The 13,354-nt window shown below is 59.6% G+C and carries 12 protein-coding genes; 9 read left to right on the top strand and 3 right to left on the bottom strand.

What is annotated here, in order from left to right:
* The first annotated feature begins 9 nt into the window (after positions 1-9).
* From GIR22_RS03630 to GIR22_RS03615, 4 genes are all read left to right on the top strand, one after another.
* Positions 10-825, top strand: a complete 816-nt coding sequence (locus GIR22_RS03630) for a CheR family methyltransferase (protein WP_343039634.1) — start codon at positions 10-12, stop codon at positions 823-825.
* Entirely contained in the window at positions 822-1,427 is a 606-nt protein-coding gene (locus GIR22_RS03625; protein WP_154741981.1) for a chemotaxis protein CheB, read from the top strand. The genes GIR22_RS03630 and GIR22_RS03625 overlap by 4 nt, the downstream gene beginning before the upstream one ends.
* Positions 1,421-2,614 carry a hybrid sensor histidine kinase/response regulator gene (locus GIR22_RS03620; protein WP_154741980.1) on the top strand — a complete coding sequence of 398 codons (1,194 nt, stop codon included), beginning with the start codon at positions 1,421-1,423 and terminating at the stop codon, positions 2,612-2,614. The genes GIR22_RS03625 and GIR22_RS03620 overlap by 7 nt, the downstream gene beginning before the upstream one ends.
* Positions 2,615-2,692: 78 nt before the next feature.
* Entirely contained in the window at positions 2,693-3,070 is a 378-nt protein-coding gene (locus GIR22_RS03615; protein ID WP_154741979.1) for a response regulator, read from the top strand.
* 130 nt (positions 3,071-3,200) lie between these two features.
* On the opposite strand, the gene GIR22_RS03610 is transcribed toward GIR22_RS03615, so the two are convergent.
* The 3 genes from GIR22_RS03610 to GIR22_RS03600 form a co-directional block, all read right to left on the bottom strand.
* Complete coding sequence (locus tag GIR22_RS03610) at positions 3,201-4,871, bottom strand: ATP-binding protein (RefSeq protein ID WP_178122070.1); 1,671 nt, start codon at positions 4,869-4,871, stop codon at positions 3,201-3,203.
* The gene (locus GIR22_RS03605) at positions 4,868-6,370 is read right to left on the bottom strand and encodes an ATPase domain-containing protein (protein WP_154741978.1); all 1,503 of its coding nucleotides are present in this window, start codon (positions 6,368-6,370) and stop codon (positions 4,868-4,870) included. The genes GIR22_RS03610 and GIR22_RS03605 overlap by 4 nt, the downstream gene beginning before the upstream one ends.
* A gap of 143 nt (positions 6,371-6,513) precedes the next feature.
* Positions 6,514-7,572, bottom strand: coding sequence for a tetratricopeptide repeat protein (locus GIR22_RS03600; protein WP_154741977.1), 1,059 nt, complete (start codon positions 7,570-7,572; stop codon positions 6,514-6,516).
* A 204-nt stretch (positions 7,573-7,776) separates the two neighbouring features.
* On the opposite strand from GIR22_RS03600, the gene GIR22_RS03595 reads away from it, so the two are divergent.
* Genes GIR22_RS03595 through GIR22_RS03575 form a run of 5 tightly spaced genes read left to right on the top strand, consistent with a single transcriptional unit; the run spans position 7,777 to position 13,343 of the window.
* Entirely contained in the window at positions 7,777-9,426 is a 1,650-nt protein-coding gene (locus GIR22_RS03595; protein ID WP_154741976.1) for an AMP-binding protein, read from the top strand.
* 22 nt (positions 9,427-9,448) lie between these two features.
* The gene (locus GIR22_RS03590; protein WP_154741975.1) at positions 9,449-10,216 is read left to right on the top strand and encodes an SDR family NAD(P)-dependent oxidoreductase; all 768 of its coding nucleotides are present in this window, start codon (positions 9,449-9,451) and stop codon (positions 10,214-10,216) included.
* 12 nt (positions 10,217-10,228) lie between these two features.
* On the top strand, positions 10,229-11,422 hold the full coding sequence (locus tag GIR22_RS03585) for an acetyl-CoA C-acyltransferase (RefSeq protein WP_154741974.1): 1,194 nt from the start codon (positions 10,229-10,231) through the stop codon (positions 11,420-11,422).
* Positions 11,423-11,431: 9 nt separating this feature from the next.
* The gene (locus GIR22_RS03580) at positions 11,432-12,559 is read left to right on the top strand and encodes an acyl-CoA dehydrogenase (RefSeq protein WP_154741973.1); all 1,128 of its coding nucleotides are present in this window, start codon (positions 11,432-11,434) and stop codon (positions 12,557-12,559) included.
* Between the two features lie 10 nt (positions 12,560-12,569).
* Positions 12,570-13,343, top strand: a complete 774-nt coding sequence (locus GIR22_RS03575; protein WP_154741972.1) for an enoyl-CoA hydratase — start codon at positions 12,570-12,572, stop codon at positions 13,341-13,343.
* Positions 13,344-13,354: the final 11 nt, after the last annotated feature.

Here is a 13,354-nt window from a genome sequence, read left to right as displayed (position 1 = left end):
GTATGCCAAGTGGACCGAAGTACTGATATTGAACTGCGCTTGCTGATTGAGGCGATCTACCTCAAGTACAGCTATGACTTTCGCGACTACTCGGGCGCCTCGGTCAAACGCCGCGTGGCCCATGCCTTGCGTCAATTCGATTGCGCGACCATTTCGGCGCTGCAGGAGCGGGTGCTGCACGACTCCACGGCGTTCATGCAATTGCTGCAGTTCCTGACTATTCCCGTCAGCGAGATGTTCCGCGACCCCTCGCACTTCCTGGCGATCCGTCAGGAGGTGGTGCCGCTGCTCAAGACCTATCCGTCGATCAAGATCTGGATCGCCGGGTGCAGCACGGGCGAGGAGGTGTATTCCATGGCCATCCTGCTGCGCGAAGAGGGGTTGCTGGAGCGCACTATCATTTACGCCACCGACATCAACCCAAGCTCTCTGGAAAAGGCCAAGCAGGGGATCTTTTCCCTGGAAAATGTCCGGGCCTATACCCACAACTACCAGCAGGCGGGTGGGCAACGTTCGTTTGCCGACTATTACACGGCGGCTTACGATTACGCGATTTTCGACAAGACCCTGCGGGAAAATGTGACCTTTGCCGATCATAGCTTGGCAACCGATAGTGTATTTTCAGAGACTCAATTGATTTCGTGCCGTAATGTGCTGATTTATTTCAATAAAAATTTGCAGAACAGAGCCTTTGGACTGTTCCATGAATCGCTTTGTCATCGTGGCTTCCTGGTGTTGGGCAGAAAGGAAACCCTGGACTTTTCCGCTTACAGCAAGCAATTCGAACCCTTGGTCAAGCAAGAGCGGATCTACCGAAAATCATGAATAAAGCTGCTGCCAGCCCGGTATCCGTAGCGGGCATCAAAGCCATTGTCGTCGGAGCATCCGCCGGTGGAGTCGAGGCATTACTGAGTATTTTTGGTGCTTTGCCCCAAGGGTTCCAATTGCCGATCATTGTCGTGCTGCACTTGCCGGATGAGCGCAGCAGCCACTTGGCCGAGGTCTTTGCCCGACGGGTCTCGATGACGGTGGTGGAGGCCCGGGACAAGGAAGTGATCGGCGCTGCGACTCTGTATTTCGCCAGCCCCGGCTACCACCTGTCGGTGGAGCACGACCGCAGCCTATCATTGAGCCAGGAAGAACGCGTACATCATTCCCGGCCTGCCATCGATTACCTGTTTGAGTCAGCCGCTGATACCTATGGCCCGGGTTTGCTGGCGATCCTGCTGACCGGGGCCAATCGGGACGGCGCCCAAGGGCTGGCCCACGTCAAGCTACGTGGTGGCACAACGGTGGTTCAGGACCCGGAAGAGGCACGGGTTGCCGTAATGCCTCTGGCGGCTCTGGCGCTGCATACACCCGATCATATTCTTACCTTGAACCGCATTAGCGGTTTGCTGGCTTCCCTGGAGCCTTCCCCATGTTAAGTACTCGCCAGGCCAAGCTGCTGATCGTGGATGACCTGCCGGAAAACCTGTTGGCCCTTGAAGCGTTGATCAAGCGCGAAGACCGCCAGGTCTACAAGGCCCTGAACGCCGACGAGGCGTTGTCACTGTTGCTGGAACACGAGTTCGCCATGGCGATTCTCGATGTGCAGATGCCCGGCATGAACGGTTTCGAACTGGCCGAACTGATGCGCGGCACCGAAAAGACCAAGAACATCCCCATCGTGTTTGTCAGTGCGGCTGGCCGTGAACTCAACTATGCCTTCAAAGGCTACGAGAGCGGCGCGGTGGATTTCCTGCACAAGCCGTTGGACATTCATGCGGTCAAGAGCAAGGTCAATGTTTTCGTCGACCTGTATCGCCAGAGCAAGGCCATGAAGCTGCAGGTCGAAGCCCTGGAGCAGAGCCGCCGTGAGCAGGAAATGCTGCTCAATCGCCTGCAAGCGACCCAGGCGGAACTGGAGCAGGCGGTACGCATGCGCGATGACTTCATGTCGATCGTCGCCCATGAGGTGCGCACGCCTCTCAACGGGTTGATCCTGGAAACCCAGTTGCGCAAGATGCACTTGGCCCGGGACAACGCGGCGGCCTTTACCCTGGACAAGATGCACGCCATGGTCGACCGTGACGAGCGGCAGATTCAGAGCCTGATCCGCTTGATCGAAGACATGCTCGACGTGTCGCGGATCCGCACTGGTAAGTTGTCCATTCGCCCAGGGTATTTCGATCTGGCGCAACTGGTGTGCAACCTGTTGGAAAACTTTGCTCCGCAAGTGGCGGCGGCCGGGTCTTCGCTCCGGTTGGATGCACCAGCGCCTGTGGAAGGCAACTGGGACGAGTTTCGCATTGAGCAGGTAGTGTCCAACTTGTTGACCAATGCCTTGCGCTACGGAGCCAAGAGCCCGGTGGACGTACGGGTGTACGCCGAGCATGGCGAAGCCCGGATTGACGTGCGAGACCATGGAATCGGCATCAGCGAAGACAATCAGAAGCGGATTTTCCAGCAGTTCGAGCGAGTATCCGCCAACCATGCGGTGGCGGGCCTGGGCCTGGGTTTGTTTATCTCGGAGCAGATCGTCGCGGCTCACGGCGGCACGATTGAAGTCGAGAGTCGGATCGGCGAGGGCGCATTGTTTCGCGTGTGCCTGCCCCTGGAGGGCGGAGTTTGAAATCCAGGACCGATCCGACGCAACCTCTGCGTGGCCTAATGGTCGTATCTGCAGCAATTGACCGGACAAAGGTTTCTCATGAGTGAAGATGCACAAGACGTTGTACTGATCGTCGAAGATGACCCCTCGATTCTGTTTGTCCTGGGAGAATACTTATCGGGCTTGGGATATCGGGTGTTAAAGGCCGAGGACGGTGAACAGGCGTTCGAGGTGCTTGCCACCAAGCCGCATCTGGACTTGATGATCACCGACTATCGTTTGCCTGGTGGCATTTCCGGCGTACAGATTGCCGAACCGGCGCTCAAGTTGCGACCGGAGCTGAAAGTCATCTTTATCAGTGGTTATCCGCAGGAGATTCTTGACTGCGACAGTCCGGTCACCCGCAATGCGCCGATCCTGGCAAAACCGTTTGATCTGGATACACTTCAGGAGCATATCCAGCGGTTGTTGGCTTGAACGTATTTTTCGCACCGTCCATTTGTTTGCGACTCAGAGGCATCCTTGCGTCTGAGCTACACGTGGTTGCGTTACGGTGCTGAAGTAACCCTGACGGTTCCCTCTGGGTAACTGTAGGTAATAATTGTCTTCAGTGCTTGATCATCTCCCTTACCTTGGCGGTCAGCAGTTCGAAAGTGAAAGGCTTGGTGATCAACTGCATCCCCTGATCCAGAAAGCCACCGCGCACTGCTGCATGCTCGGCATACCCGGTGATAAACAATACCTTCAAGTCCGGCCGTATCTGGCGTCCCATTTCCGCCAGTTGCCGGCCGTTCATCCCCGGCAACCCCACATCGCTGATCAGCAGGTCAATACGCTGGGCGGACTGGATAACCGGCAACGCACTGTCGGCGTCACCGGCTTCGACAAACGCGTAACCCAACTCACTCAATACCTGGCTCACCAGCACCCGCACTGCCGGGTCATCTTCTACGATCAGTACGGTTTCACCCACATTGGCGTCAGGCAACAAAGCCGGGCTCAGAGGCATGTCTGCAATCACCTCGCCGATATAGCGTGGCAAGAACAGGCTGACGGTGGTGCCTGTGCCTTCTTCACTGTGAATGGTCACGTGACCACCGGATTGGCGGGCAAAGCCATAGATCATCGATAACCCGAGTCCGGTGCCCTGGCCGATGGGCTTGGTGGTAAAAAACGGGTCGAAGACTCGGCTGATTACGTTTTCAGGCATGCCGTAGCCGGTATCGCTGACGCTCAACTCCACGTAGTCACCCGGAGGGAGGGTGCCGTAGGCCGCAGTGAAGACGCTCTCCAAGTGACGATTGCGGGTCTCGACCACGAGACGACCACCATCGGGCATGGCATCCCGGGCATTCAGTGCCAGGTTGAGCAGGGCGCTTTCCAATTGGTTGGGGTCGGCTTCGGCAATCCATAACTGCCCGCCAAGCTGTACATCCAATACAATGCTTTCGTTGAGGCTGCGCTGCAGCAACTCGTTCATGGCGTTCACCAGATCGTTGATCTGTACAGGCTTGGAGTCCAAAGACTGGCGACGGGAAAAGGCCAGCAGGCGGTGGGTCAGGCCGGCAGCGCGGTTGGCCGAGGTGACACCCAGGTCAATCAGGCTATCGAGGTCTTCGAGACGGCCCCGGGCCAGGCGCCGCCTCAACAGTTCCAGGCTGCCGATAATACCGGTAAGCATGTTGTTGAAGTCATGGGCGATGCCGCCGGTCAATTGACCCACGGCTTCCATTTTTTGGGATTGCCGCAAAGCTTCTTCGTTGTTGCGCAACTGTGCGGTGCGTTCTTCGACCTGCTGTTCGAGGGTTTCCAGGGTACGCTGCAGGCGTAATTCGCTTTGGCTCAGGTCAATCAGCCGATCACGGGCCTCGTATTGCCGGCGTCGCCCGCGCAGGGCAGTGGTCACCAGGCTGATCAGAGTGATTGGGTGAAAGGGACGCTCCAGCAAGGTGATGTTGCCCAACAGCGCACTCAAGTGCGAAGAGGCGTTTTGTTCGCTGCCACCGTGATGGGTCAATAACACGATCGGCAGGTCAGACCAGGCAGGCTGTTGCTGCAAATAGTCGAGCAGCCGTTCCAAGTCAACCCCGCGTAACGCTTCGGCAGCAATGATCAGCAGGCCGGCACCTTGCCCCAGCTCGTCGCAGAGCATGGGCAGGTGGCTGGCAATCGCACCACTGAAACCTGCTTCGTTGAGCATCTGCAGTGCCAGGGTGCTGTCTCGTCCCAGGGGGGCGAGGATGATCGCGCGCTCGGAAACGGCCGGCAGGCCACTCACAAACCCTCTTCCTTGAGCAGTGGACTGTCGGCGCCCAGGTAAGTCGGCACACCTCGCAGTACGCCTTGAAAGGCTTCAAGCGGCTCGCCGATGGTCAGGCCCTGATCACCGATGCGGTATTCGCGAATGGTCGACTCATGGCTGCCGGTACGTTTCTTGATGATGGAAATGGCCCGTCGCACCTTGCCCAGTGCCTCGAAGTAGCGCAGCAGGATCACGGTATCGGCCAGGTAGGTGATGTCCACGGGGGCCTGCATATCACCGACCAACCCGTGCTGGGCGACTGTCATGAAGGTCGCGGCGCCTCGACGGTTGAGGTACAGCAGCAACTCGTGCATGTGCAGAATCAGTGCATTTTCTTCAGGCATGGCGCTCTGATAGCCGTTGATACTGTCGATCACAACGGTCTTGATTGCGCGTTCATCGACACAACGTCGTACCCGGTGTGAGAACTCTCCGGGGGATAATTCGGCTGCGTCCACTTGTTCGATCAGCAGGTTGCCGGTCTGTTGCAGGGCCTCAAGGTCGATGCCCAAGTTCTTCATGCGCTCGAACAACAGCCCTAACTCTTCATCAAAAATGAACAATGCAGCCTTTTCTCCACGGAGCACCGCAGCGGCGGCGAAGATCATCGAGATCAGCGATTTGCCAGTGCCGGCGGGGCCCAGGATCAGGGTGCTGGAGCCGGTCTGAATGCCGCCGCCGAGCAAGGCATCCATTTCGCGGATGCCACTGGTCAGGGTCTGGCGCTTATAGTCGCCACGATGTTCGGCCGCCACCAGGCGTGGGAAAACGTGAACGCCATCGCCCATGATGGTGAAGTCATGAAACCCGCCACGGTACTTCTGGCCCCTGTACTTCACCACCCGCACCCGTCGCCGTTCAGCCCCATAGTCGGGGGTCAGTGCTTCCAGGCGAATCACCCCGTGGGCCACACTGTGTACGGTTTTATCGAGGGATTCGGTCGTCAGGTCGTCCAGCAGTAAAACCGTGGCGTTGTAACGCACGACGTAATGCTTGATTGCCAGTATCTGCCTTCGGTAGCGCAATGAACTTTGCGCCAGCAGGCGGATTTCCGAGAGGCTGTCGATCACCACGCGCGTTGGTTTAACCCGTTCTACTGCTTCGAAGAGCTGTCGGGTCGCCTCACCCAGTTCAAGGTCGGAGGAATACAACAGGCTCTGTTGGTGTTCGGCATTGAGCAGGTTTTCCGGCGGGGTCAATTCAAAGATATTGATGTGCTCATCCAGGTCCCAGCCGTGGGACTTGGCGCCCTGGCGCAACTCGTGCTCGGTCTCCGACAGGGTAATGTACAGCGAGCGCTCGCCGACGCTGGCGCCGGCCTGTAGGAATTGCAGAGCCACGGTGGTTTTTCCAGTCCCGGGCTCGCCTTCGAGCAGGAACAGATGGCCGCGGGATAACCCACCGCAAAGTATGTCATCAAGACCTTCGATACCCGTTGCGGTCTTGGCAGTGAACAGCTCTTTGGATGTAGACAAGAAGTGCCCTCGGGTCATGTACGAACAGGGTGCATGCCCGCTTGGGCACGCCATATTCACTTGACCGTAGGGCCGTGTGGCGGTTCAACACTTTCGTGTGACTGATGCAAAGGTGGGGGGGAAATACAACGTTTGGGAGGCGACTACAGGCCTTGCTGCAATGCCGGGTCGTCCGGATTCTGCTGCTCCAGTTGCGCCAACAACACCTGGACGTTTTGCAACTGGCCGCTTTCCTTCCAGTAGTTGACCAGCAGTACCCGGGCCTTGCGGTTCTCTGGGTGACGCTGGACGATTTCCTCCAGTTGGCGCTGGGCGGCTTCCAGTTCCTGCTGGTCGTGCAGGGTGGTGGCCAGGTCATAGCGGTAATCCTGATTGTCCGGCTCAAGCTCTACCGCTTTAGACAACCCGAGCAGCGCATATTCACGCTCACCATGGTGTAACAGCCACATGCCCAGGGCGTGCTGCAGGTAGGCCGATTCCGGGTGTGCTTGCAGTTGTTTGGCCAGTAACTGACGGGAGTCGTCGACCTTGCCTTGCTTATCCAGCAACTCAATCTGTGCCACGACGGCGGGCAGATTGTCCGGTTCCAGGCGTAATGCCTGCTCCAGGGTGTTTTGCGCTTCCACCAGGCGGACGCTGTGGATGTACAAGCGTGCCAGTTGAATCCAGCCTTCGGCGGTTTCGGGTTGGTCCTTGAGTTGTTTTTCGAACTCATCAAGCACTTGCTGCAGCGGCCCGAAATACAAGCCCAACGTGTCCGGCGAAAGGCCCAGCAAAGCGTTGGCGGCAGCAAACCGTACGCTTTGTTCGGGGTCATCCAGTAAAGGGCCGAGCAACAAGGTGCGTTGGCCGCTGGGCACCAGCCCGACAATGCTGTGAATGGCCGCTTGGCGGACCAGTGGGGCTTCGTTGGCCAAGTCCTTGCTCGCCAGCCTCAAAGCCTGGGGGCTGGGGTAGTTCGGTAGTTCGGCATGCAGGGCGGCGCGGCGTACATCGGATAAGTCCTGGCGTTCCAGCTGTTGGTACAACACCCGTGCAGCCCCCGGCTCACCGTTATGGGCTAGCCTCAAGGCCTTGGAATAGCCATGGGCAATGGCAGGAGGGGCGGGCACCTGGGGTGTACGGGTGAAATACCAGGTAAGCAGCACAACAAACAACAGGGCGCACAAGCCGATGATGGGGTAGCGGCGCGATTTTGACATGCAGGCGTCCGAAAGCTGGGCAGCTATTACAAAGCTATCAGCTTCGGCCAGACCACTCCCGGTGTCAAACCGAGGCAACGCGATTGGCCAAACCAGTCAACCATGTTGAAGGCTTTGACTATTGTCCGGCGAGCGCTCTGGAGCGACTATTTCCCTGGTTTACGTAGCCAGCCCTAAAACAAAAAGACAGAGGGATTTGAAGCAATGCGTGATTACTCGACAGCCATTCACCCGTTTCACTACCAGCAAACCGTCGATGCCGCGCTGGCCGGTAATCTGCAAGGGCTCAATGCCTGTGTCGAATGCTGCGACCGGCATGCGTTACCGGGCCGTATCGCACTGTTCTGGGAGGGCAAGGATGGCCGCAGTGCCACGTGCACCTTCAGCGACTTGCAGGACCAGGCGGCGCGCTTCGCCAATTTCCTGCTGGCCCAGGGCGTCAAGCGCGGTGACAAGGTGGCCGGCCTGCTGCCGCGTACCGCCGAGTTGCTGGTCGTGGTGTTCGCCACCTGGCGTATCGGTGCGGTCTATCAACCGCTGTTCACCGCCTTCGGGCCCAAGGCCATCGAACACCGCTTGAGCAGCTCCGGTGCCGCATTGGTGGTCACGGATGCAGTCAACCGCCCCAAGCTCAGTGAAGTGGCCGACTGCCCGACGATCGTCACCGTCGCCGGTATCAAGGGTGAAGGCATTGTCCGTGGCGATTTCAGCTTCTGGGCGGAGTTGGCGAATCATTCCAACGTCTGCGAGCCGGTGCTGCTGGGAGGCGATGATCCCTTTCTGATGATGTTCACCTCGGGTACTACCGGCCCCTCGAAAGCCCTCTCGGTACCGCTCAAGGCCATTGTCGCGTTCCATAGCTACACCCGCGACGCGGTAGACCTGCGCCCCGAAGATGCGTTCTGGAACGTCGCTGACCCGGGCTGGGCCTATGGCATCTATTTTGGCGTGACCGGGCCCTTGTCCATGGGCCATCCGATCACCTTCTACGATGGCCCGTTTACCCTCGAAAGCACTTGCCGGGTCATCAATAAGTACGGCATCACTAACCTCACCGGTTCGCCTACCGCCTACCGGTTACTGATTGCCGGCGGCGAACAGTTCGCCCGCTCGATCAAGGGCCGGCTGCGGATTGTCAGCAGTGCCGGTGAACCGTTGAACCCGGAAGTGATCCGCTGGTTCGCCGATAACCTGGGCGTCACGATCCACGACCATTACGGCCAGACCGAATTGGGCATGGTGCTGTGCAATCACCACGGCCTGGATCACCCGGTGCACGTCGGTTCGGCCGGTTTTGCCTCGCCGGGCCATCGCATTGTGGTGTTGGACGACAACCATCAGGAGCTACCCGCCGGCCAGCCGGGGATATTGGCCATTGACCGCGACCAGTCGCCGATGTGCTGGTTTGCCGGCTACGAAGGGGTCAAGACCAAGGCCTTTGTCGGCCCGTATTACCTCAGCGGCGACACTGTGGAATTGAACCCCGATGGCAGCATCAGCTTTGTCGGGCGCAGTGATGATGTGATCACCACGTCCGGCTACCGGGTCGGCCCCTTCGACGTGGAAAGCGCACTGATTGAACACCCGGCCGTGGTGGAAGCGGCGGTGGTGGGCAAGCCGTGTCCTGAGCGTACCGAGCTGGTCAAGGCGTTTGTGGTGCTCAGCCCGCAATATCGCGCCGAACCCGCACTGGCCGAGGAACTGCGCCAACACGTGCGTAAGCGTCTGGCGGCGCACGCGTACCCGCGGGAAATCGAATTTGTCAGCGAGTTGCCCAAGACCCCAAGCGGCAAGCTGCAACGCTTTATTTTGCGTAACCAGGAAATTGCCAAGGCCCAGGCGGCCGCGGTGTGATCCCTCTTTCAAGGAAACAGTGATGCAGATTGAGAACAAGGTTTTTCTGGTCAGCGGCGGCGCCTCGGGCCTCGGTGCGGCCACCGCTGAAATGCTGGTGGCTGCCGGTGCCAAAGTGATGCTGGTGGACCTGAACGCCGATGCCGTCGCCGCCCAGGCCAGCAAACTGGGTGAGCAGGCCCGCAGCACCGTGGCCGACATCTGTCAGGAAGCCGCCGTCGAAGCGGCCGTGCAGGCGACTGTTAGCGCTTTCGGTGGTCTGCATGGGCTGGTCAATTGTGCCGGTGTGGTGCGTGGCGAGAAGATCCTCGGCAAGAGCGGCCCGCATGCCCTGGACAGTTTTGCCCAAGTGATCAACGTGAACCTGATTGGCAGCTTCAACCTGCTGCGCCTGTGTGCGGCAGTTATCGCTGAAACCGAAGCCAATGCCGACGGCGAACGCGGAGTGATCATCAACACCGCTTCGGTGGCCGCCTTTGACGGCCAGGTCGGCCAGGCAGCATATGCCGCTTCCAAGGGGGCGATTGCCAGCCTGACCTTGCCCGCTGCCCGGGAACTGGCACGCTTCGGGATTCGGGTGATGACCATCGCTCCAGGCATTTTCGAAACCCCGATGATGGCCGGCATGACCCCACAGGTACGCGAATCCCTGGCCGCCGGTGTGCCGTTTCCGCCACGGCTGGGCAAGCCTGTGGAGTATGCCGCACTGGTCCGGCATATCATCGAAAACAGCATGCTCAACGGCGAGGTGATCCGTCTCGACGGTGCCTTGCGGATGGCCGCCAAATAAGGAGTTCATGTCATGCCCCACACCCACGACCCCATCGTTATCGTCAGCGCCGTACGCACGCCCATGGGCGGTTTCCAGGGCGATCTCAAGAGCCTGACCGCGCCGCAACTGGGTTCGGCGGCGATTCGCGCCGCCGTTGAGCGCGCCGGTATCGCCAGCGAAGCCGTGGATGAAGTGCTGTTCGGTTGCGTACTGCCAGCCGGCCTGGGCCAGGCACCTGCACGCCAGGCCGCTCTGGGCGCCGGCCTGGACAAGTCGACCCGCTGCACCACCCTCAACAAAATGTGCGGCTCGGGCATGGAAGCGACCATTCTCGCCCATGACTCCCTGCTGGCAGGCAGCGTCGACGTGGTCATCGCCGGTGGCATGGAAAGCATGTCCAACGCGCCGTATCTGTTGGACCGGGCCCGTAGCGGCTACCGCATGGGCCATGGCCGGGTGATCGACCATATGTTCCTCGACGGCCTGGAAGACGCCTACGACAAGGGCCGCCTGATGGGCACCTTTGCCGAAGATTGCGCCGAGCATAATGGTTTCACCCGTGAAACCCAGGACGCGTTTGCTATTGCCTCCCTGACTCGTGCGCAGCAAGCCATCACCGAAGGCAACTTTGCTGGGGAAATCGTCCCGGTGCAGGTAACCGTCGGTAAGGAGCAGAAAACCATCAGCGACGATGAACAACCGCCGAAAGCCAGGCTGGACAAGATTGCGACCCTGAAACCGGCGTTCCGCGAGGGCGGTACGGTGACAGCGGCCAATGCCAGCTCTATTTCCGATGGTGCGGCCGCATTGCTGTTGATGCGCCAGTCCGAGGCGCAGAAGCGCGGGCTCAAGCCGCTGGCGATCATTCATGGGCATGCAGCTTTTGCCGATGAGCCAGGCCTGTTTCCGGTTGCACCCGTGGGGGCGATTCGCAAGCTGATGAGCAAGACCGGCTGGAATCTGGGCGATGTGGACTTGTTTGAAATCAACGAAGCCTTTGCCGTGGTCAGCCTGGTGACCATGAGCAAGCTGGATATTCCCCACAGCAAGGTCAACATCCACGGCGGCGCGTGCGCCTTGGGTCACCCGATTGGTGCCTCCGGGGCACGGATCCTGGTGACACTGCTCTGGGCGCTGCGCCAGCAAGGCTTGAAGCGCGGTGTCGCGGCCATCTGCATCGGCGGCGGCGAAGCCACGGCCATGGCCGTTGAATGCCTCTACTAAGGACTCACCATGCTCCCCAATGACGAACAGTTGCAAATCAGCGAAGCGGCCCGGCAATTTGCCCAGGAACGGCTAAAACCATTCGCCGCCGAGTGGGATCGTGAGCATCGCTTTCCCAGGGAGGCTATCAATGAGATGGCCGGGCTGGGGTTCTTTGGCATGCTGGTCCCGGAGCAGTGGGGCGGTTGCGACACCGGTTACCTGGCCTATGCCATGGCCCTGGAAGAGATCGCCGCCGGTGATGGCGCCTGCTCGACCATCATGAGCGTACACAACTCCGTGGGCTGCGTGCCGATCCTTAAATTTGGCAATGACCAGCAGAAAGAGCAATTCCTCCAGCCCCTGGCCAGCGGTGCCATGCTCGGTGCTTTCGCGCTGACCGAGCCCCAGGCCGGTTCCGACGCCAGCAGCCTGAAAACCCGCGCGCGCCTGGAGGGCGATCACTACGTATTGAACGGCTGCAAACAGTTCATCACCTCCGGGCAGAACGCCGGCCTCGTGATTGTGTTTGCCGTGACCGATCCGGCAGCCGGCAAGCGTGGCATCAGTGCATTTATCGTACCCACTGCCTCGGCGGGCTACACGGTGGCCAGGGTCGAGGACAAGCTCGGCCAGCATGCGTCCGACACCTGCCAAATCCTCTTTGAAGACGTGAAGGTGCCGGTGGCCAACCGCCTGGGGGAGGAGGGCGAAGGCTACAAGATTGCCCTGGCCAACCTGGAAGGCGGTCGGGTTGGCATCGCCTCGCAGTCAGTGGGCATGGCCCGGGCGGCATTTGAAGCGGCCCGTGATTACGCCCGTGAGCGGGAGACTTTCGGCAAACCATTGATCGAGCACCAGGCTGTCGCTTTCCGGTTGGCGGACATGGCCACCCAGATCGCCGTCGCCCGGCAAATGGTGCATTACGCTGCAGCCCTGCGTGACAGTGGCAAGCCTGCCTTGGTGGAAGCATCCATGGCCAAGCTGTTCGCCTCGGAAATGGCCGAGAAGGTCTGCTCGGCGGCCTTGCAAACCCTGGGCGGCTACGGTTACCTAAGCGACTTTCCCCTTGAGCGGATCTACCGCGATGTGCGGGTCTGCCAGATTTACGAAGGCACCAGCGATATTCAACGCATGGTCATTTCACGCAATCTCTGAGGAGCATTAGATGAGTTACGAAACCATTTTGCTGGACGTCAAGGGCCGTGTCGGGCTGATTACCCTCAACCGCCCGCAAGCGTTGAATGCCCTCAACGCACAACTGGTCAGCGAGGTGAACCTGGCACTGGACAGCCTGGAGGCCAATCCCGAGATCGGCTGCATCGTGATCACCGGCTCGAAAAAAGCCTTTGCAGCCGGCGCAGACATCAAGGAAATGGCCGATCTGAGCTATCCAGGGATCTACCTGGACGACCTGTTCAGCGACAGTGATCGCGTGGCCAATCGCCGCAAACCGATCATCGCCGCGGTCAACGGTTTTGCCTTGGGTGGCGGCTGTGAACTGGCATTGATGTGCGACTTCATCCTGGCGGGCGACACGGCCAAGTTTGGCCAGCCCGAAATCAATCTGGGCGTGCTCCCGGGCATGGGCGGTACCCAGCGCCTCACACGCGCCGTGGGCAAGGCCAAGGCTATGGAAATGTGCCTCACCGGGCGTTTCATCGATGCGGTGGAGGCCGAGCGTTGCGGGATCGTTGCGCGGATCGTGCCCGCGGACGAGTTGCTGGAAGAGGCATTGCGAGTCGCGGCGCTGATCGCCAGCAAATCGGTGCCCATCAGCATGATGGTCAAGGAAAGCGTCAACCGTGCCTTTGAAGTCAGCCTGTCCGAAGGTGTGCGTTTTGAGCGCCGGGTATTCCATGCGGCGTTTGCGACCCAGGATCAGAAGGAAGGGATGGCCGCGTTCGTGGCCAAGCGCGCACCGGAGTTCCAGGATAAGTAAAACTCTATTGC

The organism is Pseudomonas karstica, assembly GCF_009707515.1.
Lineage (GTDB): Bacteria > Pseudomonadota > Gammaproteobacteria > Pseudomonadales > Pseudomonadaceae > Aquipseudomonas > Aquipseudomonas karstica.
Note: the sequence above shows the minus strand (reverse complement) of the source record. Positions and strands in the feature narration are given on the sequence as shown.